The following is a 22,489-nucleotide window of genomic DNA, read 5'->3' as shown; positions in this document are numbered from 1 at the left end:
TGACAGATAGGCAAGGAACCTTAACAGTCTACGAGAGAGCGCTCTCTGAAGAAGGTGGCGCTGGTAGCAGCATCTTCAGGGACGCGCTGCACACCCGCCCGAAGCGGTGCCCGCCCGGCACCCTCTGGCGCGTCCTCACGTAGGGAGAACGCATGTCGTTCCAACCGCCCGCCGTGAACGAGCCACGACGCCGCTCGTTCCAGATCGCAGCGAGTCTCCTGGCCCTCGTCGTCCTGATCGCGACGGCCTGGCAGATCGTCCCCTCGTTGGTCCCGTACGCCAACGCGACGACCGGCACCACCGCCCAGGTGCCGGCCCCGCCGCCCGGATTCACCCTCACCTGGGCCGACGACTTCAACGATGCGGCCAACACCGGACTCAACACCGACAACTGGCGCTATGACGCCGGTGCGGGAGCGAACTTCGGTACCGGCGAGATCGAGGAGACGACGACCAGTACCCAGAACGTCTACCACGACGGCGCCGGCAACGTGGTGCTGCGCGCGCTGCACACCGGCACGGACCCGAACACCGGCTGGACCTCCGGCCGGTTCGAGACCCAAGGCGACGGCTGGGGAGCACCGGCCGGCGGCGTGGTCCGGTTCGAGTCGCGCATCCGCCAGCCCAACATCACCACCGCCAACGGCGCCGGCTACTGGCCGGCGTTCTGGATGGTCGGATCTCCGCTGCGGATCGCCGTTCCCTGGCCGGGATCCGGCGAGATCGACGTGCTCGAGGACATCAACGGCCGTACATCGCACTTCTCCACCCTGCACTGCGGCGTCCTGCCCACCGGCCCGTGCAACGAGTACACCGGCATCGGCAGCGGTGAGCAGCCGTGCTCGGGCTGCGCCAACGCCTTCCGCGTCTACGCCGTCGAGATCGACCGCTCGGTGCAGCCCGAACAGATCCGCTTCTACCTCGACAACGTCAACTTCTACACCATCAACTCCAGCCAGGTCGACGCCACCACCTGGAACAACGCCATCCACCACAACTTCACGCCGATCTACGACCTCGCCATCGGCGGCCAGTTCCCCGCCGCGTACGGGGGCGGACCCAACGCCGCCACGGTTTCCGGCGCGCACCTGGACGTCGACTACCTCGCCATCTACAACAAGGCGCCGGCCGGCCAGGCCGGCTGGGGCACCGACGTCGCCCGGGGCAAGGTCGCCACGGCTTCGTCCGCGGAGTCGGCCCTCTTCGGCGCGGGCAACGTCGTGGACGGTAATCCGACCACGCGCTGGGGCAGCGCGTTCTCGGACCCGCAGTGGGTGCAGGTCGATCTGGGACAGGCGTACAACATCAACCATGTGAGCCTCAACTGGGAGGCGGCCTGCGCGGCGGCGTACCAGATCCAGACCTCCACCAACGGCACCACGTGGACCACGGTCTACAACCGCACCGGCGGTACGAGCGAACAGATCGACGTCCCCGTGACCGCGTCCGCCCGGTACGTCCGCGTCAACGGGACGGCACGGGCGTCGCAGTGGGGCTACTCGCTGTACGACCTGAAGGTCTACTCCACGAGCGGCACCACTCCGTCGCCCTCCGCGTCGCCGTCCCAGACCGGTGGCACCCTGCTGTCCCAAGGTCAGCCCGCGACCGCCTCCTCGGTCGAGAACGCCAGCTTCACCGCGCCGATGGCGGTCGACGGCAACGTCAACACCCGATGGTCGAGCGCGTTCTCCGATCCACAGTGGCTGCAGGTGGATCTCGGCGCGAGCCACACGCTCAACCATGTCGTGCTGAACTGGGAGGCCGCGTACGCGACCGCGTACCAGATCCAGATCTCGACCAACGGCACCACCTGGACCACCGCCTACTCCACCACGACGAGCACCGGCGGGATCCAGACCGTCCCCGTCTCGGGGACCGCACGATACGTACGCATGAACGGAACCGCCCGCGCCACGCAGTGGGGCTACTCGCTCCTGGAATTCCAGGTCTACGGCAGCTGACCCCGCACCGGTGCGAGGGGCGAGTCTTCCCCGCTCCCCCTCGCACCGCCCCCGGCCGTCTTCCACGAAGGAAATGCGCTGCGGCGTACAACCCGCGTGCGCCGTCCGCTTGTCTGTCGGGCACGCTATAGTGCGCCGTGGCCGACGACACACTGACCGAATCGGACGCTGCGGCGGACGGCAGCGCGACGCGTACCGAGGTCTACCTTGGACTGCTGTGGCTTGGCATCACCGTCTTCACGGCGTACGCCTCGCTGCACGGCGTACCCGGTGCGCCCGGCCCGGTCAGCTCGGCGGTCTCGGCGCTGCCGGATGTGATCAGCTCCGCGCTCGTCACGGCCGCATCGATCGGTGCGGCGGCGGCCGCCCGGCACTCCAGCGCCTTCCGCCGTCTCCTGGTCGGGCTGGCGGCCGGTGTGGCCTTCGGTGCGGTGACCGCGGTCGGCGTCCGGATCGCGTACGGGCCGACGACTTCCGTCACGATGCTCAGCATCACCGTGGCGGCGGCGTGCGTCCTCGGCGGCGGGTTCGCGATGCTGCCGGGCGGTGTGCTCGACGCTAGCCTGTGGGCGATGACGTGGGTGCTGTTCGCGGGGCTGATCCTGTCGGTCCTCAAGCCGACCCTGCTGACGATGCTCGGCGGCGGCGCGACGGCGGACAGCCGCTTCCTGCTCCTGCAGCCGGCCGTCGCGGGCCTGCTCGCCGCCATGCACTCGGTACGCTGGCAGCGGGCGGAGAATCCGGCGTTGTTCTGGTTCCTGGTCGCGGGCGCCCTGCCCGGTGTGTACCTGCTGGCAACGGAGGCCCTCGGGCACCTCGGCGGGAAGGTCCTCTCGGCGACCCCGGACAGCGTCGCGGGACAGGCGCTGTTCACGAACGCCGCCAAGCTCAAGTACGACGTGATCGTCCTCGCCGTCGGCGGAGTGCTCGCACTGCTCATCGGCGCCCGCCGCCCCCGCTCGTAACCCCGCCCACCGCCGATCGCCGGGGTGGGCGCACCACCGGCAGGCGCACCACGGGTAGCCTGCCGATCACCGTTCCGTCAAGATGGACGGCGGTACGCCGACGGACGGCGGCGCTGTGGTTCGCGGAGAGGCGGGCAGGTGGGCAACGCGTCCGACGAGTCGGCGGAGTCCGGCGAGCACCGGGGCGGCGACCCGACCCGGCCGGTCACAATCGCGTACATCGCCGAGTCCGCCGGGGTGTCGGTGCCCACGGTGTCCAAAGTGCTCAATGGTCGCTCGGGCGTGTCCGCCGACACCCGCGCGCGGGTCGAGGAGCTGGTCAACCGGCACGGCTACCGCAAGCCCTCGGCCGGCAACCGCAACAACATCGTCGAGCTCGTGTTCCGCGAGCTGGAGAGCATGTGGGCGGTGGAGATCATCCGCGGCGTGGAGCGGGTGGCCCGCCGGCACCGGGTCGGCGTCATGGTGTCCGAGTTCGGGCTGCACGACTCGGCCGGGACCGCGCTGTGGGACGACACCGTCGCGCGCCGGCCGCAGTGCGTCCTGTCGGTCGCGCAGCTGTCCGCCGCCGAGCGCGAGGAGTTGCGGGCCAAAGACATCCCGTTCGTGGTGTTCGACCCGACCCTCGACCTGCCCGACGATGTCCCGTTCGTGGGCGCGACGAACTGGGCGGGCGGCCGCGCGGCCGCGCGGCATCTCATCGACCTCGGGCACCGCCGGATCGCGATGATCAACGGCCCGGAGACCGTGCTGTGCTGCCGGGCGCGGTACGACGGCTACAGGTCCACCATGGAGGCGGCCGGCCTGCCGGTCACCGCCGACCTCGTCGTCCGCGCCGACCTGACCCGCGAGGACGGCTACGCGGCCGCGGCCGGCCTGCTGAGCGGCCCGGACCGGCCGACGGCGATCTTCACCGCCAACGACCTGCAGGCACTCGGCGTCTACCAGGCCGCCCGCGAGGCCGGGCTGCGCATCCCGGACGATCTGAGCGTGGTCGGCTTCGACGACCTGCCCGTCGTCGCCTGGGTCGACCCGCCGCTGACCACGGTGCACCAGCCGCTCACCGAAATGGCCGTAGCGGCGACGGAGCTGGCATTGGCGCTGGGGCGCGGTGAACCCGCACCGCAGATAGGGCTGGAGATCGCGACCACGCTGACCGTCCGGTCCAGCACGGCGCCGCCCCGCCGCTGAGTGCCGTCGCGATTCCGGCGTCCTGTCGGCTCGCGCACCGTCCCAGGTGGACGAATTCCGACCGCATTGACGGTGACCGATCACGGTATTAGGCTGCGCCAGAAACTTTCTCGCCCAGCACTTGGAAAGTTTCTATCCGGCGGTCGCGAAGGGTCGCCGGATCCCACGGCTCCCGCCCCCGGAGGTACTCCATGCCTACGTTCCTCGGCCGCCGGTCCGCCCGGCCGGCCGGCTCGCTCGCGGCCGCGACCCTGGCCGCCACGGTGACCGCCGCACTGGCAGTGACCGGCGCCATCGCAGTGTCCGCGCCGCCCGCCGCGGCCGCGTCGGCGGCCACGGTCACGGTCAACGCCGGCCAGACCCGAGCCGCCTTCCCCGCGACCGGTGTCGGCATGAACGTCGCCGTCTACGACGGAAACATGAACCACGCGGCCGTGCCCGGTCTGCTGAGCGCGGCCGGTGTCGGCATGATCCGCTATCCCGGCGGCAGTTACGCCGACGGCTACCACTGGCAGACCAACACCGTCGAGGGCGGCTACGTCGCCCCGAACACCGACTTCGACACCTACATGGGCACCGTACGCGCGACCGGCGCGCAGCCGATCATCATCGCGAACTACGGCTCGGGCACTCCCGACGAGGCGGCCGCCTGGGTGAAGTACGCCAACGTCACCAAGGGCTACGGCGCGAAGTACTGGGAGATCGGCAACGAGGTCTACGGCAACGGCGAGTACGGGGCGACCTGGGAGACCGATCACCACGCGAGCCACAGCGCCACCACGTACGCGACCAATCTGCTGCAGTACGCGACCGCGATGAAGGCCGCCGACCCGACCGTCAAGATCGGCGCGGTGTTGACCACGCCGACGTCGTGGCCGGACGGCATCGTCGGGCCGGGCGACACGATGGACTGGAACCACACCGTCCTGTCCATCGCCGGCACGAAGATCGATTTCGTGGTGGTCCACCACTACCCGAACAGCACCAGCCAGGCCGATCTGCTCACCAAGCCGCAGGCGGAGATCCCCGGCATGGCGAGCACGCTGCGCTCGTTGATCAGCCAGTACGCGGGCGCGAACGCCGCCAACGTCGGGATCGCGGTCACCGAGGCCAACGCGAACGCGTACAAGGACACCTCGCCCAACGGGCTGTTCGCGCCGGACGAGTACCTGACCTGGCTGGAGAACGGGGCGTTCACCCTCGACTGGTGGGACATGCACAACGGCACCGACTGCAGCAAGGTGACCACCGTGGAGGGTGTCAGCGACTACGACGACGGCGGGATGCTGTCCAGCGGGGCGTCCTGCGAACCGGCGCTCAACACTCCGTTCGCGCCCTACTACGGCACGCAGATGATCACCAAACTGGCCAGGCCCGGCGACACCCTCGTCCCGGCGACGAGTTCCACCGCCCTGATCTCGGCGCACGCCGCCAAGAAGGCCAACGGCGACGTGGACCTCATGCTCGTCAACAAGGATCCCGGCAACGACTACACCGTGAACCTGTCCTACAACGGCTTCACCCCGGCGGCGGGCGCGCCGACCGTGTACTCGTACCTCAAGAACGCGGCCACGATCAGCTCGGCGAGCACGGGCAGCGCGACCAGTCAGACCGTGCCGGCGTATTCGATCGTGGTCGTGCAACTGCATCCCGGCACCGGCGGCAGCCCGTCACCGAGCGCGTCCGCCACACGCAGCCCGTCGCCGAGCGCCTCACCGTCACGCAGCACATCACCGAGCCCGAGCGCCTCGAAGAGCCCGTCGCCGAGCCCTTCGGCGACGCCCGGCGGCTCATGCCGGGTCGGCTACAGCAAGAGTGAATGGGCCGGCGGCGTGGTCGCGAACGTGACCGTCACCAACACCGGCAGCACGCCGGTCAACGGCTGGACGCTGGCGTTCGGCTTCCCCGGCGACACGCAGATCGGCAGCGTCTGGAACGCCACGGTGACCCAGACGGGCTCGGCGGTCCGCGCGGTCAACCTGTCCTACAACACCACCATCGCGCCGGGCGGGAACGTGTCGTTCGGCTTCCAGGGCACCTGGACGGGCAACGACGCCAACCCGGCCGCGTACACGCTCAACGGATCGGCCTGCACGCTCGGCTGACCCCACGGCGGCGGTGCCCGCAGCCGGGCACCGCCGCTCACCGCACCTCGAAAGGACTCCGTGACCAGCCTGACCAACCCCGTCATCCCGGGCTTCCACCCCGACCCCACCATCTGCCGCGTCGGCGACGACTACTACCTCGCCTGCTCCAGCTTCGAATACTTCCCCGGCGTACCGGTGTTCCACAGCCGCGACCTCGTGCACTGGACGCAGATCGGCAACGCCCTCGACCGCCCCGGCCAGCTTCGCCTGCCCCCGGGCACGCCGTCCTCCGGCGGCGTCTACGCCCCCACCCTGCGCCATCACGACGGCCGCTTCTGGCTCATCGTCACCAACGTGCAAGGCGACGGGAACCTGCTGGTCACCACCACCGACCCGGCCGGCCCCTGGTCCGATCCCGTTCTCCTGCCCGGCGTACGCGGCATCGACCCCGACCTGGCCTGGGACGCCGACGGGACCTGCTTCTGCACGTACGCGGGCGTCTGGCAGGTACGCATCGACCCGCACACCGGGCGGACGCTGGAGACGCCCCGCCGGATCTGGTCCGGCACGCCCGGTGCGCAGGCACCCGAAGCGCCGCACCTGTACCGGATCGGCGACTACTGGTACCTCCTCATCGCCGAGGGCGGGACCGAGCGCGGACACGCCGTCTCCATCGCCCGCGGCCCTACGCCGAGCGGGCCGTTCGAGCCGTGCCCGGCCAACCCGATCCTCACCCATCGCGGCACGCACCACCCCGTCCAGAACACCGGCCACGGCGACCTCGTCCAGGCCCCCGACGGTTCGTGGCACCTGGTCCTGCTCGGCGTCCGGCCCCAGGGCGGCACCCCCGGCTGGCACGTCCTCGGCCGGGAGACCTTCCTGACCCGCGTACGCTGGGCCGAGGGGTGGCCGGTCGTCGACGAGGTGCCGCTCGACCTGCCCGCACCCGGATGGCCGCTGCAGCCGCCGGCGCCGGTCGCCACGCGGGACGACTTCGACCTCGCCGAGCTGGGTCCGCAATGGATTTCGCTGCGGTGCCGGCCGCCGGAGAGTTCGACGACCACGCACCGGCCCGGTTGGCTCAGCCTGTCGGCGCGGGGCCCGTCGCTCGACGGGCTCGACGCCACCTTCACCGGCCGCCGTCAGCAGCACGTGCGATGCCGCGCACGCGCCCGGGTCGACGCCGCCGACGGCCACGGCGGACTGGCCGTACGCCTCGACGACCGCCATCACTATGCGATCGGCCACGCCGCCGGCCAGGTGAGCGTGTCGGCCCGGATCGGCCCGCTGCGTACCGTGGTGGCCGTGCGGTCCGTGCCACCGGGACCGGTCGTGCTGCGCATCGAGGTCGGCGACGCCGACGGGCCGGCGGACGCGCGTACCGGCCCCGACAGCGTGGCGCTCGGCGTCGAGGAACCGGACGGGACGTTCACCGCGCTGGCCACGCTCGACGGGCGCTATCTGTCCACCGAGGTCGCGGGCGGCTTCACCGGCCGCGTCCTCGGCATGTACGCCCTGACCGGCACCGTCCACTTCGACTGGTTCGACTACGAGCCGGCGGCCTGAGCGCGGGGCTGCGCGAGCGTACCCGTGAGTTCTGCCCGGTTGTGGATCCCGAGCTTGCGGTACGCGTTGCCGAGGTGGAACTCGACGGTCTTGGCGGAGATGCCGAGGAGTTCGGCGGCCTGGGAGTTGCTGAGGCCGCCGGCGACGGTCTGGACGACGCGGGCCTCGGCGGGGGTGAGCGGGGTGGCACGCGGGGCCGGGGCGACGCCGGCGATGCGGTCGAGCTCGGCGGTGACCCGCGCGAGGAGCCCGGCGGCGCCCATGGCCGCGTAGCCGGCGGAAGCGTGCTCCAGTACCCGGATCGCGTCGGCGCGGCGGCCGAGGCGGGCGTGCTGGGCGCCGAGCAGCCAGGCCAGGCGGGCGCGCGACAGGCGCTCGACGGGCCGGTTCAGCCCGGCGAACGCCGCTTCGAGGGTGGCCATCGCGGCGGTGTCGGCGGGGGCGGCGATCCACGCGCGCCAGGCGGGCAGCGCCGGGGCACCGGGCCAGCCGAGCGGCGGATCCGGCATCTGGTCGAGCAGCGCGGCGGCGTCGCCGGGGCGGCCGTGCAGGGCGTAGTGGGTGGCCAGTTCCCAGCGGTGTTCGAAGACGAGCCCGGAGGTGACGCCGACGAAGGTCGCGACGAGGTATTCGAGGGCGCCCGCCCACGCGTCCTGGTCGCCGGAGGCGAGGTGCAGCGCGGCCGCGCATTCGGTGATGTGGAAGGCGACCCAGCTCGATCCGGCCCGGGCGGCCAGATCCCGGGCGCGGGCCAGGCAGTCCGCGGCCGCGTCGAGGTCCCCGCACAGCGCCTCGATCTTGGCCAGCCACGAGGTCGCCTCGGCCTCGATGTCCAGCCGCTGCGCCGCGCGGGCCAGCTCCACGGCGGTACGCAGTCCGGCGCGCCCGCGCAGAAGGTTGCCGCTCCACGCGTCGGCGAGGCCGAGGAGTGCCACCAGCCGCGCCTTGCGGGCGGGATCGCCGTCGAGGTCGGCGATGAACTGGGCGAAGCCCGGCCGGACCAGGTGCGGGCGCATCGCCGTCACGGTGCACATGACGGCGCATTCGAGGTGCAGCGGATCGGAGTGCAGGCGGTGCTGGTCGGCCAGGCGGACGGCGGCGTCGAGGTGCGCGAGCGCGCGCGGCTGCTGCGTACGCGATCCGACCACGCCGGCGACGGTGTGATAGAGCACCTCGACCGCCGGGCGCGGCGGATCGGAGCGCAGGGCGTCGAGCCGCTGTACGAGCGGTGTCAGCGTCGCCGCGTCGGCGGTGCGCGACAGTTCGAGGAATGCCTCGGCGATCAGCCGGGCGGCGGCCACCGGGTCCGTGGTGCTCCGCGCGGCGGCGAGCAGACGGTCGGCCTCGACATCGCGGGACACGCCGCACAGCGTAGAGGCGGCCCGCCACAAGGGTCGCGCGGGGAGGTCCCGGCCTCGCCGGACCGGGACCTCGGTGGTGTTCGGGCCGGTCAGGCGTACCGGGACGGCAGCGCGTAGGGGTGCGCGACCGCGGCGGGCCGGGTGCCGAGGGCGGTGCGGCGTACGAACGCGATGACCTCCCAGCCCTTCGCGGGTACCGAGCCGCGGACCGGGTAGCCGACCTGCCACGCCGTGCCGGTGGCGGCGGCCAGTCCCCGGCGCAGTTCGGCGGCGACCCCGTTGACGAGCACGATTCCGTTGCCCTGCACCGCCCGCAGCACGTCGGCGACGGCGAGGGTGCCGTCGGCGGCGCTCCGGTACGCGCCCACCGGGGCGAGGATGCGGTAGCCGTAGACGACTTCCAGGCCGGGCTTCTCGCAGCCGAGGCCCGCCACGGCGAGGAGCGGTCCGGCGGGAGCGCCGGCGGCGGACTTCACCGCGGCGGCCTTCACTCCGGCCGCCGAGGCCGGTCCGGCCGGCAGGCCGACGACCACGCCGGCCGCGGCGACCGCCGTGGTCAGCAGGGTCCGTCGAGACAGCACATGCACGATGTCCTTCCTTTCACGAGTCTTGCCGCGGAGGTTCCGCGGTCACCGGAGGGTGAGCAGCGCGCGGGCCAGGCTCGCGGCGATGGGATAGTCGAGTTCGAGGTCGAGGAACAGGAACTGGCCGGACGGGTTCACCTCGAAGAAGTGCGGTGTGCCGTCCTCGTCCACGCGCAGGTCGACCGACCCGGTACGCAGCCCGAGGACGCCCATCAGCTCGGCGAGCCGCCGGGCGAGCCGCGGATCGACGGTGGTGCGCGCGTACCCGACGTTGCAGTCGGCCCGCCAGTCGACCAGCCGGTCGGTGTCGCTTTCGACCGTGGCCGCGAACATGTCGCCGTCGACGATCGTGATGCGCAGGTCCCGGCCGCGCTCGACGCATTCCTGCAGGATCACCGGTGCCTGGCGCAGCGCGTCCTGCCGGCCTTCGACCGTGTCGATGACCCGGGTCTCCCCGAGCTGGTGCGACGGCGGGGTCAGCGGTTTGAAGATGGTACGCCGGCCGTCCCGGGCGTTGGCCGCGATGAAGTCGGCCGCCCGGGACGGATCGTTGGTCACCAGCGTCCGCGGGATCGTCAGCCCGACCTGCCGGGCCGCCGCGAGCTGGACGACCTTGAGCCCCGCCCGGTCCTCGGCCGCCGGGTCGTTGACGATCTGCAGCGCCACCGCGCGGAGGTAGCCGTAGAACGCGGCGTCCCACTCGGCGCTGATGAACCGCCGGAACTCCCGGTTGCGGACGTGGTCGGCGGCGACCGCCTTGCGGGGCCGGCGCCACCACACCGAGGTGGCGGCGTCGGCGACCGGTCCGGCCGTCGGCATCGACGGGCCGTCCCCGGAGTCGAGGTCGAAGGCGAGCACCTGGGCGGTGTCGCGCGGATCGGCGATCACGCACGGATACCCGAGCAGGTCCACCTCCCGCTGCACGGCGAGGGCGTGCAGGTCCCCGTCCGACGCGACGATCGTGACCGACTTCGGCTCGGCCGGGCCGCCGGCCGCCCGCATCAGTCGTCCTCCATCCGGATCGGGTCCGAGTCGGACTTGTTCGGGTCGCTGCCACTGGTGGCGCTCGACGCGTACGAGTAGGTCGTGGTCTCGGCGGCCGGCCCGACGGGCACGGGGATGCCGAGCTGGCGCAGCTTCTCCAGGACGTCCTTGAACCGTTCCAGCGTCTTGTCGGTGTAGGCGGCGTGGTCGAGGATCTCCCCGGGAGCGTCGAGGACGAGCGGCGCGATGTCGTCGCGTACCTCGGGCAGGAGCAGCAGGCGGCGGCGGGCCTCGGCGACCGCGGTCGTGCTGACCACGAGCCGGGTCGAACCGACCGCGCCGATGGCCGAATCACCGATGCCCAGTATCGCCTCGACGGGCAGCCGCAGGACGATGCCGCCGGTCAGGATGAAGATCTCGTCGGTGTTGCCGGCCTGCAGGGTGCCGACGAGCTCGATCGTCTCCTGCGGCAGGCCGCCGTCGGGAACCTCCGGCCACACGAACTTCTCGGGTACGCCCTTTTCCACCAGATACTTCTGGACGTCGGTCTGATCCGTCGCCATGAATACGCTCCTCTGCCGTTCGGGCGCCTGATCAACGCCCGGAGTGCCGCCAGGCTAGGAGCGCTTCGGCCGGTGCGACCGGTGCAGTCGGCCTTCCTGCACATCCGGGGGGACCACCCCGGGAGCCTGGGCGGCGGTGAGCAGGCAGGTTGCCGTGGACCCCTGGGCCTTCCCTAGGACGGCGACCTAGGGAAGGCATCCCGCGGCGACCCGAGTACATCGACTAAGGCGAGTATCGGCACGGCGAGGCGCCCGGCTGTGTCAGCCTGAAAGGTGCCGTCGTTTCCGTACGCGAAGGGACGAGCCATGCCCGGCTGGTACGTACACATGCAGGCCGCACAGGACGTGACCGAACGTCTGCGGGCCGGTTCGATCCCGGCGAACCTTCCCGTCACCGCCGTCGAGGCCCAGGATCTGGGCGAGATCTGCCACCGCTGGCGCAACTATCTCGCGATCGGCTCCCTGGGACCGGATCTGTTCTACATGCTGCCCGACTTCGCCAACACGCGCGGCTGCGTCATCCGGCAGGTCGTGCAGTGGGTCCTGGACGTCTGGGCGGAGGTCGACGCGGAGTTCGTCGCCAAATGGGAACGCTGGGTCACGCCGACGAGCACCAACTCGGCGCAGCTCGCCTCGCAGCTGACCGGCGGGCTGTCCAGCCAGCTCGGGCAGATCCTCACCGAACTCAGCTCGGCGATCACCTCGGCGTTCGAGGGGCTGCTGGTCGAGATGGGCGACTGGTTCGGCGTACTGACGTCGGGGCCGCCGCAGGGGTTCAGCGAGGACGCCTTCTACTGGGCCGACATCTTCCACTACCGGCGCACGTACCAGTTCGCGTTCGTGCTGTACCAGCAGGCGGCACAGGCGTACGCGGCCGCCGCCTCCGACGGCGACCGCAGCGACGCCGAGGCGCGGATGGCGTTCGCCGTGGGCTGGATGACCCATTGCGGCACCGATGTCACCGGGCACCCGTTCACCAACGCGAAGTCGGGCGGCCCGTACCGCGACCACTGGCAGCGCCACCATCTCGTCGAGGCGCACATCGACAGCCAGAACTACGTCGCGCGCTACTCCGGCCCCTGCTACGGCGAGCCCGGAACGAGTGCCCTGCACTTCCGGGTGGCGTTCCGGCGCCGGCCGGACGCGCCCTACTCCGGCCGCGACGACGGCCCCGCCTACGACTACTTCACGGGGTTCCCGGCGTACGACACCTCGGACGGGCCGACCCCGGCGGCCGAACGCCAGGCCCTGTTCGACCTGGACTCCGGCGGCCTGCCCGAGCACCTGACCGACGCCCTGCTGGCCGCGATGGCCCTCGTGCATCCGGACGGGCCGAAGATCCTCACCCAGGATCCCCAGTACTCCGGAACCGATCCCGCCGGTACGCCCGACGGCCGCCCCAACGCCGATGCCATGGCCCAGATGTGGGACATCGTGTACGCGTACCTCAAACTGTCCTCTCGCGACGGTCTGAGCCCGCGCCGGCCGCAGCCGCCGGACGTGTTCACCGACCACTCGTTCCCGACGCCGCCGGGAGGCGGTGGCTACGGCGTCGACGACGACCCGGCACGCGGCGCGGACGTGGACGACGACGATTCGTTCTCGTTGCTGGACCTGCTGCTGGCGATCCTCGCCTGGGCGGTCTACATCGCCGAGGTGGTGGTCTGGCTCGTCACCGTCCTGCCGGGACTGATCCTCGACGTGTTCACGTTCCCGGCGCGCGAGGTCTTCTACTACGTGTTCGTCGTGCCGGCCTGGAACCTGTACATGCTCGCCCGCCGGGCCCTGGTCATGTCGGGATTCCTGGTGCCCAAGCCAGAGGAGACCGACCCGGGCCTGACCGTCCTGGGCACCGCGTCGGGCGTCTTCTCGGTCGGCTCGGCGCTCGACGACCCGGCCGGCGCCGGCAGCCCGCAGAACACGATCACCGAGCCGTCCGGCCGGCAGACGTCGACGTCGGCGTTCGGGCTGGATCTGGCGTACCCGCGCAACGTGGTGCGTGATCATCCCGCCGACGTCCACGACGTCGATCTGACCGAGGCGCTGGGCCTCACGGCACCCCTGCGGTACGCCGGCGACGCGGGCAAGGAGTTCAAGGCCAGCGAATGGCTGTCGCCGTGGCGGTATCCGCTGAGGAACCAGGCGGGCGCCTTCGTGGCACAGGAGGGCGCCGCCACGCACGTCGGCCCCTACGTCGCCGGGCAGGACAGCACCGTCCTGCTGAGCACGATGGCGGGCGACGGCGCGGCCCGCTACCGGCTGGAGAAGGCCGCCAGTGCGCAGGAGACGTTCAACGAACTGCAGCAGCTCCTGCCGCAGAACCTGCACCTGGGCGCACCGGTCGACTACGGCACGTATCTCGTGTCGCGGATGCTGGCGGAGAAGGACGACGCGGAGTTCGGCGTACCGGACTTCAACCTGGACGCCGACCGCGGCTACGCCTGGCACTGCTGGGACTGGCAGCGCCACAATCTCGGCCGCGATCCGGCGAACCCGGGCCGGCGGGGCGTGTGGGAGTGCGGGCCTTCGCTGGATCCGACGCCACAGGCCGCGTTCATCTACGCCCAGCCCTGTACGCCGCCGCACTTCTTCCACGCCGACACCGACAACCCGGCGCAGAGTGCCGGCGGGGTGGTCCTCGACAGCCAGTTCTACGACCCGCGCCGCGACCTCAAGGTGCGCTATCTGAAGCGGGCCGTGGCGCCGCCGCCGGAACGCTTCGGCGAGGACCCGTGCGGCCCGGCCGAACCGCCGCACCGCCCCGTCGACGGCGGGGAATGGCCGCACTCCACGTTCGAGGGAGAACGCTGATGGTTCCGGTCACCGACGATCAGCTCGACCGTGGCGACACACCGCCGGACCCGGTCGGCGTCACCCCGCCGCGGCCGCCCGACCCGGACCCCGACCCGGGCTTCCAGCCCGATCCGCAGGCCGCCGACAAGTTACGCGCGAAGATGCGCGCCATCAGCCGGGAACACCGGCCGAAACGCGAGGACGTCCTGCCGTACCTGCTCATCCGGGCCACCTCGCCGGGCGATCGCGGCCGGCGCCCGATCTGGCCGCCGACGGTCTGCTGGGAATCGCCCGACCTGCTGCTCGTCGACGCCGCGTACACGGGGCCGTTCGACCCCGCCCGGCTCGTCGCCGCACCGGTCGCCGGACGCGACTACCGCGTCTTCGTCCGCGTGTGGAATCTCGGCCTGTTCCCCGCCACCGGCGTCCACGTGCGCGCCTGGGCCATCGCGGCGGGCTTCTTCGGCGCGTTCGACGCCGGCGACCCGTACTACGAGCAGCACCAGATCGGCGGCGCCTGGGTGGATCTCAGCGACCGGCGCAGCCCCGACTGCACCCAGGTCGTCGAACTGGACCAGCCCTGGCGCATCGGCACCGGCGACGCCGGGCACTCCTGCCTGCTCGCCTCCGTCACCTGCCCCGCCGACCACTTCGACGGGCCGCTGCTGGCCAACGCGTACCGGCACGTCGCCCAGCGCAACCTCGACATCGCGGCCGCCGCCGCGAACCTCCAGCCGCTCCTGCTCACGCTCGCCAAACTCGTTCCCGAGGGCTTCACCGTCGAACTCACCCACGGCGGCCCGGCGGTCGCGCCGCTGCTGCAGGCCGTCACCGACGGGAGTACGCCGATCGTCGCGCCGGCGCTCGGCGAGATCCGGGCGGGCGTCGACATCGGCGCCTCCCGCCATCTGCTGACCGCCTTCACCGAGAACGGCGTGTCCGTCGTCGTGCCCAGCGACACCCTGCAGAAGGCCGTTGCCCGAACGCGTTTCGCCCGCGTACCGGTCACGGGGACCCGCGTACCGGGGCAGAACCCGCTCGCCCAGCCGGGTGGCGCCCGGCGCCTGCTCGACCAGCTCGGCCGCGACCGCTGGCCCGAACTCGGCCTGGTGACCGAGGAGCCGCTGACAGCCGCGCTGATCACCGGCATCCGGCGGCTGTTCCACGTGGAGGAACTCACCGCCGCCGCGATCGCGAAGACGCTCGGCGGCCCGGACCGGGCGCGGCACCTGCTGCGGCTGACGCTGACCACCCGGGAGGGGGAGCTGGTCGGCGGCTACTCGATCGTCGTCGGCTGAACGGCGCGTGGTGGGATCAGAGCGTACAGCTCAGCATGAAGTCGTCGACGAAGGCGGCGTCGGTGTACGCCGGCGGCAGGAAAGACACGCGCAGCACGACGTTGGTGACGGGCACGGCGAACTGGACGGTGGAGATCTGGCTCCAGGTGTTGGCCACCGGCTGCGCGACCTGGCTGACGGCGATGTAGTTCCACGTCGTGGGGTCGATGACCTCGATGTTGTACCGGTCGTTGCCGTTGGCGCGCACCCATGCGCTGAACCGGCACCACGTCGGGTGCCCGAGCGCCTTCGGCCCGACGGTGATCGTCTGTCCCACCGAGACCCAGGTCGGCTGGTCCCACAAGTGGTTCAGCTTCGCGGCATAGGATCCGCTGTGGGTGCCCACGGAGGTGCCGGCGAGATTCTGGAAGATGCCGTACTCGTTGCCGCCACCCGCCTCGAAGAAGAAGCGGTTCTCGGGCCCGTTGTTGCCGGCCCTGATCTCCATGTTGTCGGAGTACACCCAGCTCGACGCGTACGCGGGACCGGTGACGCCCATGACGACCGCTGCCGCGGCGAAGACGACAGCCGCCGCGATCCCGGCGGCGCGGCGCAGAACGCTCGTAGTCACAGATGTCTCCAGAAGTAGTCGCCGTTGATGCCCGAGGCCCGAAGGCGTCCACAATGCTGCGACACTCCAGCGGAATATGTCGATAGCTCAACAGGAACGCCTCGCCCGCGACATGGCAGTCGCTCCGACCGCCCGGAAACTTTCAAAGACGGTGCCGGTCATCGGAGACCGGACCGCTGAGAGTTCCGGCGACCGGCCGCGCGGCGAGGACGCGGTCGGCGAGCCGGCCCCACAGCGCCGCCGCGGCGATGGAGACGGCCAGCAGCGTCATGCTGCCGACGATGTCGAGCACGTAGTGGTTCGCCGTGCCGAGCACGTCCGCCGCCATGAGCAGCGGGAACGACCACGACACGAGCGCCAGGCGCGGATGCGTCCCCCGGAGCGCGGACCACAGCGCGTACGCGCACCACAGCGCCCAGCCGACGTGCAGGCTGGGCATGGCCGTGTAGTGGCTCGGGTGGGTCCACGCCGCCCGGGAAGCCTGGCCGAGGATGTCGTACCTGGCCACGAGGTCGACGGCGCCCGGCAGGGCGGACCGCGGCGGCGCCATCGGCACCGCCCAGTAGACCGGCAGGACGAGGACCGTCATCGCGACCATCGTCCGCCGGACCCGGCGGTACGCGTCGCGGTGCCGCACGAACACCCACAGCAGTACGCCGGCGACCGCCACGTAGTACAGCCGGTACAGGTACACCGCGAGCCGCCCGAGGACCGGGTTGCCGGCCAGCCACCCGTTCGCGCTCCGCTCGATGTCGATGTGGACGGCGTGTTCCGCGGACTGGAGCGCCAGCGCGTTCGCGTCGGCGGCCGCGGGATCCTTGCCGAGCGCGGCGGCGAGACGCGTGAAGAGCAGGAACCAGAGGAGCAGCAGGACCAGCTCGACGAGCGCACGTCTGCCGGCCGGCGGAGGGCTCACGCGGTCACCCTAACCGACACCCGCGGCCGCTCGGGGACGTCGCCTGACGGCCGCGCGGCTTCAGCGGCCCGGCGCCGGCTCTGCCGACGGCCGCCACTCCCTCCTGAGCAGCCCGTAAACCCACGAGTCGGAGACGTCGCCGTTCACGACGCAGTCCTCACGCAACGTCCCCTCCCGCACGAACCCGAGCTTCTCCAGCACGCGGGCGGACGCCCCGTTGCGGGTGTCGGTCTCCGACTGGACGCGATTGAGGTCCAGCGTCTCGAACGCCCACCCCAGCAGAGCGCGCGCGACCTCCGTCGCGTAGCCGTGGCCCCACGCCGCCTCCGCGTAGCAGTAGCCCAGCGCCGCGCTGCGGTAGTCCGGATTCCACCGGGTCAGACCGCACCAGCCGAGGAACACCCCGTCGGAACCGCGCTCCACCGCCACCCGCGCGCCGCTGCCGTCCTCCGCCATCCGCCGGCACGCTGCGATGAACCGATCCGCGCGTACGCGTTCGCTCCACGGCGGCGCGTCCCAGTAGCGCAGCACATGGGCATCGCTGTGCATCGCGAAGAGGTCGTCGCCGTCCGGATCGTCGAAGGGACGCAGGGTCAGGCGGGCAGTGTGCAGCGTGGGCGTGGACAGCGACATGGGCGACATGTTCCCTCCTGCGATGGGCCTCTATCCTGCCAAGATGATCACCAGTTCCGCACTGCCCGGCGGGATCGTCCTGCGCCCGCTCCGCGACGGCGACGCGCCCGCGCTGCTCGACGCGTACCTGCGCAATCGCGAGCACCTGCGGCCCTGGGACCCGGAACGGCCTGACTCCTTCTGGACCCTCGACGGCCAGCGTACGAAACTCGATTCGGTGCTCCACCAGCAGGCGGACGGCACGCTGCTGTCCTGCGCGATCCAGCGCGACGAACTGGTGGTGGGCTGCGTGACGCTCAACACGATCGTGCGCGGCCCGCTGTGCAGCGCCAACCTGGGCTACTGGGTGGATGTCGCCGAAGTCGGACGGGGACTCGCCAGCGCCGCGGTCGACGCGATCTGCCGCATCGCGGACCAGGATCTCGGCCTGCACCGGATCCAGGCGAGCACGAATCCGGCGAACGTCGCCTCGCAGCGGGTGCTGGCGAAGAACGGCTTCGAGCAGTTCGGAACGGCACGCAACTACCTGCACATCAACGGCAGGTGGCAGGACAGCCACTTCTACCAGCGCATCCTCAACGATCGGCCGCCGTCGCCCCGGTGAGCCCGCGTACCATCCGCGCCATGCGATCGGTCAGGGGCGTCCGGATATGGGGGCTTTGCGGGCGAGGACGAGTCCGCCGGTGGCGAGCGTCAGGCCCAACACGATCATGCCGGTGATGACGGGCCACTGGTACGGCGGCGGGAGGTGCAGCGGGAGGAACCAGGAGGGCGCGACGTTGTCGGTCAGCAGCATGACAGCAGGCACGATGCCTTGCGGAAACAGGGGGATCCAGCAGATCGTCAGCAGGAGCGTCGCGGCGGCTCGCATGGTCCCGATCTTGAACTCGGGGATCGGCCGGCCGGCGGCGGGCGGCCGGAATCCCCGTATCGGCTCGGCGGCCGGGCGAGCGGGTCCGGACCGCATGAGCTGCAGCAATTCCGGTCCGCGGGCGTCGAGGCGGCGTCGGGCGAGCTCGCCGAGCAGCCAGAACAGTCCGATGCCGGTGGCGAGTCCGGTCGCCACGCCGGCCCAGCTGCTCTGCTGAGCGAGCAGGACGGTGGGCAGCGCGGCGACGGACAGCAGAGCCAGGCAGAGCAGCACTTGGGTGAAGTCCGTCGGGTTCTCGATCATGTTGCCGCTGCGCTTGTGCGGATCAGGGATCGGGACGAGCCGCATCAGCGATGCCAGCACGATCAGCCCGGCGGCCGCGCCGAGCACTGCGGGCAGCAGGGCCAGCAGGAGCGGCCACAGCTCGCGATGACCGGTGACGGCGGTGAGCCCGGCTGTGAGTGCCACGGTGGGTGGCGCCACCACGGCGAGCCAGGCGAGTTGGCGGCCGCGTACGTCCGGGGCGCTGGCTGCGGGGGTGAGCAGTGTGAGCCACAGCCCTGTGCCGTCCTCACCGTAGAGCCCGGAGGACATCGCCGCCGCCGTGGCCGCGAAGAGCAATCCGGTCCACGGCAGGAAGTCGGTCGATCCGGCGGCGAGCGGAAGCCCGCAGAAGAAGACCGAGTACAGCAGGGCGAACGCGTAGAAGTGGAAACGCCGCAGATCGCGCAGCCATGTACGCAACTCCTTGACAAGTACGGCGGTCAGCGGCCCGCGTGCGGTCACCGGCATCGCAGGGGAAACCTGGCCGCCGCCTTCGGACGGGCGCGTGGTCATGCGTCGCATCAGGAGCGACGTCCAGCCGAGCAGCAGCAGTCCACACAGGACGACCAGTCCGGCCAGCGCCGCGAGCGCCCGCAGCCAGTCCGACCGGCCCGCCGCCTCGATCGCGGCCAGGCCCCAGCCGGTCGGCGAAAGCCGGAGCCCCGCCGACAAGTGGGCAGGGAAACCGGTCTGCAGAGCCGATCCGGCCGCAGGCGACAACGCCCAGCCTGAACCGGCCAACGCCATGATGGCTGCGCTGGCCGCGGCGCTCACGGCGGCTCCGGTGCGTGTCCGCATGACCTGGTTGAGAGAGGCCGTCGTCACCCGAGACAGCAAGATCACTAGCACTAGCTGAAGCACCGCCGCCGGGACCGCGACGACGACCGCGGCGGCGCCCCACCGTGCGGCGAGCACGACGAGCCCGCTGAACGCCACGAGCGAGATCAGTGGAGCGATCCCGACGAACGACGCGCCGAGCAGGCCCGCAGCCAGCCGCCGAGGATCGAGCGGGAGCAGCGCGAAGATCTCCGGCGGCAGCGCCTCCTTGCCCCCGCCGAACATCGCGGGCCCGACCATCCAGCCCAGTGCCCAGACGGCCGACGCCAGGGCCATGACATCGAATGCGGCGCTCGTCCGGTCGGGCCGTGTGACCAGGTAGAGGGTGGCGGCGGCCAGAAACAGGCCGATCATTGCGCCGCCGGCCAACTCCTCGGATCGTTTCCCGCCGAGGCCGTTACGCAGGACGGCCAGCTTCATGCGGATCAGGAGGCCAGCCACGACAGCCCTCCCGCCGCGATCTCGGGCGCCCCGATGAGGCTCATGAAGCGTTCTTCCAGGCCGATACCGCCGGTCACCGCGCTGACAGGACCGGCCGCGACGACTCGGCCCGAGCTGATCACGGCCACTCGATCGCAGAGCTGTTCCACAACCGCCATCACGTGGCTGGAGAAGATGACGGTGCCGCCGCTCGCGACGAAGCGCCGCAGGATGGTCTTGACCGTGGCGGCCGAGATCGGGTCGACCGCTTCGAGCGGCTCGTCGAGCACGACGAGCTTGGGCGCATGCAGCAGCGCCGCGGCAAGCGCGATCTTCTTGCGCATGCCGGTCGAGTATTCGATGACCAGCGTGCGCTCGGCGCCGTCCAGTTCGAGCAGGGCGAGCAACTCGGCCGCCCGGTCGGCCACCACCCGCGCATCCAGCCCGCGTAGCAGACCGAGGTAGGTCAGCATCTCCCGGCCGGTCAGCCGCTCCGGCAGCGCGACGCCGTCGGGAAGCACGCCGAGCAGGCTCTTGGCGCGCCGCGGTTCCCGCCACATGTCATGGCCGAAGATCTTCGCCGTGCCCGCGTCGGGGCGCAGCAAGCCGACCGCCATCGACAGCGCGGTCGTCTTGCCCGCCCCGTTCGGGCCGACCAGGCCGAAGAAGGAACCTTCGGGGACGCTGAGGTCGATGTGATCGACCGCGGCCTTCTTGCCGAACGACTTGTACAGACCGGAGATCGTCAATGCGTTCACGAGCCGGCGCTCCATTCCAGGGCCATGGCCGGCCGGCGGCCCGCCTGGACGATGGCTACGACGTGCGCGATGGACACGAGACCTCTCCCTACCTGTCTGGCCGGTACGCGTTCGCCCTGCGACCGGCCGGGCGCCTGCCTCACCAGCCTCGCGGCACCGCCAGCGAAGATCAACGTAGACTTCACGGCCGTACTGATAACCGCTGAGTTATCGGAGGGAGGGCGGGGCGTGGAGCTGCGGGACATCGAGATCTTTCTGACGCTGGCCGAGGAACTGCATTTCGGTCGCACCGCGGCACGGCTGCACATCTCGCAGGCGAGAGTCAGCCAGGCGATCACGGTCACCGAGTTCCACTTCAGCGATCCGTTCACGGCCCTACGCGGAGGTCAGGTCGACATCCAGCTGATGTGGCTCCCGATCCGCGAGCCCGACCTGACCCACGGGCCGTGTCTGCTCACCGAAGGGCGCGTACTCGCCGTGCCGTCCACGTCGCCGCCGGCCCGTCGCGGATCCGTGTCGATGGAAGACCTCGGTGACCACGTGGTCTTCGATGCCAGGCCGGAGATACCCGGTTACTGGTTCGAGGCGATGCTGCCCGGCACACCCCGAAGGGACGCCCGATCAGGCGTGGGCCTGCCGGCCGGACCTTTCACGAAGTCCTCGGTCTGGTAGCCGCCGGCAAGATCGTCACTCCGCTCAACGCACACGTCGCCTGGTACTACACCCACCCAGGCGTCACCTTCGTGCCCATCCAGGACGCGCCGCTCACCGAATGGGCCCTTGTCTGGCCGACCGCGACGAGCAACGACCCAGCGGTGCGCGCCTTCACCGAAGCCGCACACCAGCGCGGTTGCCGCACCATCACCGGCGGCGCATAGGCGCAGCGCCGCAGCCATCTCAGATCGCTCGCCACCGCCAGTAGCGGTACGCCCACTGCCGTGACCGGCGAGCGGCGGTGGTTCCCCGGCTCCGGACGACCTTCACGTTCGGGTGACGGGCGTGCGTTGACCGGGGCGTCGATAGTGGAATCCAGAGCGACCGGTGGATGCGGCGATGGAGGACACGAGATGAGCGACGAGCCACCCGGCGGCGCGACCGCTGACGACGCCGCTGCCGCACCGCCCGCACCGCCGACGGCACCTCCGCGGCAGCGTTCGACGTCGCGGATGTGGGAGGCGATCGTCGGCGTGTCGACCGCGGCGGGAGTGGTCGTCGCGCTGGTGGTGGGCCTGCCCAACCTCCTCCACCATGATCCGCCCGCTGCGGGTACGCCCACGCCCGCCGTCGCGAGCGCCTCCGCCACTCCGTCCGCGGTCGCGCCGTCCATCGAGGTGTTGTCGCCCGGGTACGCGCAGCGTGTCACCGTGACCTGTGTCGGGACCGCCTGCGCGATCGAGGTACGCGGACGTACGCACTCGGCGACGCCGGGCCTGCACGCGTACGTGCTCATCGCGCGCGAATGCTGCCTCGACGCCGCGCCCGCGTTCTACGTGCAGTGGGATTCGACGAACGCCGGACCGGACGGCGACTGGACGGCGCGCGCGTACGTGGCCAGGCCGGACGTGGAGGCCGTGTTCCGGGTGAAGGCGGTACTGACGACACAGGCGGTACGCCCGGCCGGCGGCGCCGATGACCTGATCGTGTGGTCCGACTCCATGGCGCGGAAGTTCGGGCAGGTGGCGCAGTCCGATTCCGTGACGGTGACGGTCGCCAGGGTCGTGTCGGCCTCGGCGTTCTGCACGTGCTGATCCTCTCCCCCGGCGCGGT

Annotated in this window: 20 protein-coding genes; 11 read left to right on the top strand and 9 right to left on the bottom strand. The window is 71.2% G+C overall.

What is annotated here, in order from left to right:
* Positions 1–152 precede the first annotated feature (152 nt).
* The 5 genes from G401_RS52450 to G401_RS0107735 all read left to right on the top strand — a co-directional run bounded on the left by G401_RS52450 (position 153) and on the right by G401_RS0107735 (position 7,770).
* A complete protein-coding gene (locus tag G401_RS52450) occupies positions 153–1,961 on the top strand; it encodes a galactose-binding domain-containing protein (protein WP_051366343.1) in 1,809 nt (602 codons plus the stop codon).
* A 137-nt stretch (positions 1,962–2,098) separates the two neighbouring features.
* Positions 2,099–2,926 carry a hypothetical protein gene (locus G401_RS0107750; RefSeq protein WP_027342056.1) on the top strand — a complete coding sequence of 276 codons (828 nt, stop codon included), beginning with the start codon at positions 2,099–2,101 and terminating at the stop codon, positions 2,924–2,926.
* 138 nt (positions 2,927–3,064) lie between these two features.
* Positions 3,065–4,117 (top strand): LacI family DNA-binding transcriptional regulator, encoded by a 1,053-nt coding sequence (locus tag G401_RS0107745; RefSeq protein WP_034591011.1) that lies wholly within the window; start codon positions 3,065–3,067, stop codon positions 4,115–4,117.
* A 191-nt stretch (positions 4,118–4,308) separates the two neighbouring features.
* Positions 4,309–6,222 carry a cellulose binding domain-containing protein gene (locus tag G401_RS44165; RefSeq protein ID WP_034591010.1) on the top strand — a complete coding sequence of 638 codons (1,914 nt, stop codon included), beginning with the start codon at positions 4,309–4,311 and terminating at the stop codon, positions 6,220–6,222.
* 60 nt (positions 6,223–6,282) lie between these two features.
* A complete protein-coding gene (locus G401_RS0107735; RefSeq protein ID WP_027342054.1) occupies positions 6,283–7,770 on the top strand; it encodes a glycoside hydrolase family 43 protein in 1,488 nt (495 codons plus the stop codon).
* Here G401_RS0107735 and G401_RS0107730 read toward each other — a convergent pair.
* The 4 genes from G401_RS0107730 to G401_RS0107715 form a co-directional block, all read right to left on the bottom strand.
* On the bottom strand, positions 7,752–9,131 hold the full coding sequence (locus G401_RS0107730; protein ID WP_027342053.1) for a helix-turn-helix transcriptional regulator: 1,380 nt from the start codon (positions 9,129–9,131) through the stop codon (positions 7,752–7,754). The two genes, G401_RS0107735 and G401_RS0107730, sit on opposite strands and share 19 nt — an antisense overlap.
* A gap of 89 nt (positions 9,132–9,220) precedes the next feature.
* On the bottom strand, positions 9,221–9,718 hold the full coding sequence (locus G401_RS0107725; protein WP_157545428.1) for a hypothetical protein: 498 nt from the start codon (positions 9,716–9,718) through the stop codon (positions 9,221–9,223).
* Positions 9,719–9,760: 42 nt separating this feature from the next.
* Complete coding sequence (locus G401_RS0107720; protein ID WP_027342051.1) at positions 9,761–10,717, bottom strand: hypothetical protein; 957 nt, start codon at positions 10,715–10,717, stop codon at positions 9,761–9,763.
* Positions 10,717–11,262: a radical SAM family protein gene (locus G401_RS0107715; protein WP_027342050.1), complete on the bottom strand. Its 546-nt coding sequence runs from the start codon at positions 11,260–11,262 to the stop codon at positions 10,717–10,719. Before G401_RS0107715 ends, G401_RS0107720 begins: the two co-directional genes overlap by 1 nt.
* 306 nt (positions 11,263–11,568) lie before the next feature.
* Between G401_RS0107715 and G401_RS44160 the strand changes: the two genes are divergently transcribed.
* The gene (locus G401_RS44160; protein WP_051366342.1) at positions 11,569–14,073 is read left to right on the top strand and encodes a hypothetical protein; all 2,505 of its coding nucleotides are present in this window, start codon (positions 11,569–11,571) and stop codon (positions 14,071–14,073) included.
* A complete protein-coding gene (locus G401_RS0107705; protein ID WP_027342049.1) occupies positions 14,073–15,353 on the top strand; it encodes a hypothetical protein in 1,281 nt (426 codons plus the stop codon). Before G401_RS44160 ends, G401_RS0107705 begins: the two co-directional genes overlap by 1 nt.
* A gap of 16 nt (positions 15,354–15,369) precedes the next feature.
* Here the strand turns inward: G401_RS0107705 and G401_RS0107700 are convergent, their stop codons facing one another.
* The 3 genes from G401_RS0107700 to G401_RS0107690 all read right to left on the bottom strand — a co-directional run bounded on the left by G401_RS0107700 (position 15,370) and on the right by G401_RS0107690 (position 17,521).
* A complete protein-coding gene (locus G401_RS0107700) occupies positions 15,370–15,963 on the bottom strand; it encodes a hypothetical protein (protein WP_027342048.1) in 594 nt (197 codons plus the stop codon).
* A gap of 142 nt (positions 15,964–16,105) precedes the next feature.
* Positions 16,106–16,879 carry a phosphatase PAP2 family protein gene (locus G401_RS44155; protein ID WP_051366341.1) on the bottom strand — a complete coding sequence of 258 codons (774 nt, stop codon included), beginning with the start codon at positions 16,877–16,879 and terminating at the stop codon, positions 16,106–16,108.
* 60 nt (positions 16,880–16,939) lie between these two features.
* Positions 16,940–17,521 (bottom strand): GNAT family N-acetyltransferase, encoded by a 582-nt coding sequence (locus G401_RS0107690; RefSeq protein ID WP_245601650.1) that lies wholly within the window; start codon positions 17,519–17,521, stop codon positions 16,940–16,942.
* A gap of 34 nt (positions 17,522–17,555) precedes the next feature.
* Here G401_RS0107690 and G401_RS0107685 point away from each other — a divergent pair, with 34 nt between their 5' ends.
* Positions 17,556–18,116: a GNAT family N-acetyltransferase gene (locus G401_RS0107685; RefSeq protein WP_027342046.1), complete on the top strand. Its 561-nt coding sequence runs from the start codon at positions 17,556–17,558 to the stop codon at positions 18,114–18,116.
* Between the two features lie 30 nt (positions 18,117–18,146).
* Here G401_RS0107685 and G401_RS0107680 read toward each other — a convergent pair whose 3' ends face one another.
* Entirely contained in the window at positions 18,147–19,985 is a 1,839-nt protein-coding gene (locus G401_RS0107680) for a hypothetical protein (RefSeq protein WP_157545426.1), read from the bottom strand.
* Positions 19,970–20,737 carry an ABC transporter ATP-binding protein gene (locus G401_RS0107675; RefSeq protein ID WP_027342044.1) on the bottom strand — a complete coding sequence of 256 codons (768 nt, stop codon included), beginning with the start codon at positions 20,735–20,737 and terminating at the stop codon, positions 19,970–19,972. Before G401_RS0107675 ends, G401_RS0107680 begins: the two co-directional genes overlap by 16 nt.
* A gap of 213 nt (positions 20,738–20,950) precedes the next feature.
* On the opposite strand from G401_RS0107675, the gene G401_RS0107670 reads away from it, so the two are divergent.
* The 3 genes from G401_RS0107670 (at position 20,951) to G401_RS0107665 (ending at position 22,470) form a co-directional block, all read left to right on the top strand.
* Entirely contained in the window at positions 20,951–21,394 is a 444-nt protein-coding gene (locus G401_RS0107670; protein ID WP_027342043.1) for a LysR family transcriptional regulator, read from the top strand.
* Positions 21,298–21,600, top strand: a complete 303-nt coding sequence (locus tag G401_RS57540) for a LysR substrate-binding domain-containing protein (protein ID WP_322787723.1) — start codon at positions 21,298–21,300, stop codon at positions 21,598–21,600. Before G401_RS0107670 ends, G401_RS57540 begins: the two co-directional genes overlap by 97 nt.
* A gap of 189 nt (positions 21,601–21,789) precedes the next feature.
* Positions 21,790–22,470: a hypothetical protein gene (locus G401_RS0107665; protein WP_027342042.1), complete on the top strand. Its 681-nt coding sequence runs from the start codon at positions 21,790–21,792 to the stop codon at positions 22,468–22,470.
* Positions 22,471–22,489: the final 19 nt, after the last annotated feature.

This window comes from Hamadaea tsunoensis DSM 44101 (assembly GCF_000428945.1).
In the GTDB taxonomy this organism is placed as follows: Bacteria; Actinomycetota; Actinomycetes; order Mycobacteriales; family Micromonosporaceae; genus Hamadaea; species Hamadaea tsunoensis.
Note: the sequence above shows the minus strand (reverse complement) of the source record. Positions and strands in the feature narration are given on the sequence as shown.

What these genes read in the sequence shown, in the direction of transcription:
- G401_RS0107665 (WP_027342042.1), top strand. Translation starts at nt 21,790, where the DNA reads ATGAGCGACGAGCCACCCGGCGGCGCGACCGCTGACGACGCCGCTGCC.
- G401_RS44165 (WP_034591010.1), top strand. Translation starts at nt 4,309, where the DNA reads ATGCCTACGTTCCTCGGCCGCCGGTCCGCCCGGCCGGCCGGCTCGCTC.
- G401_RS0107720 (WP_027342051.1), bottom strand. Translation starts at nt 10,717, where the DNA reads ATGCGGGCGGCCGGCGGCCCGGCCGAGCCGAAGTCGGTCACGATCGTC.
- G401_RS0107705 (WP_027342049.1), top strand. Translation starts at nt 14,073, where the DNA reads ATGGTTCCGGTCACCGACGATCAGCTCGACCGTGGCGACACACCGCCG.
- G401_RS44160 (WP_051366342.1), top strand. Translation starts at nt 11,569, where the DNA reads ATGCCCGGCTGGTACGTACACATGCAGGCCGCACAGGACGTGACCGAA.
- G401_RS52450 (WP_051366343.1), top strand. Translation starts at nt 153, where the DNA reads ATGTCGTTCCAACCGCCCGCCGTGAACGAGCCACGACGCCGCTCGTTC.
- G401_RS0107685 (WP_027342046.1), top strand. Translation starts at nt 17,556, where the DNA reads ATGATCACCAGTTCCGCACTGCCCGGCGGGATCGTCCTGCGCCCGCTC.
- G401_RS0107675 (WP_027342044.1), bottom strand. Translation starts at nt 20,737, where the DNA reads ATGGAGCGCCGGCTCGTGAACGCATTGACGATCTCCGGTCTGTACAAG.
- G401_RS0107715 (WP_027342050.1), bottom strand. Translation starts at nt 11,262, where the DNA reads ATGGCGACGGATCAGACCGACGTCCAGAAGTATCTGGTGGAAAAGGGC.
- G401_RS0107690 (WP_245601650.1), bottom strand. Translation starts at nt 17,521, where the DNA reads ATGTCGCCCATGTCGCTGTCCACGCCCACGCTGCACACTGCCCGCCTG.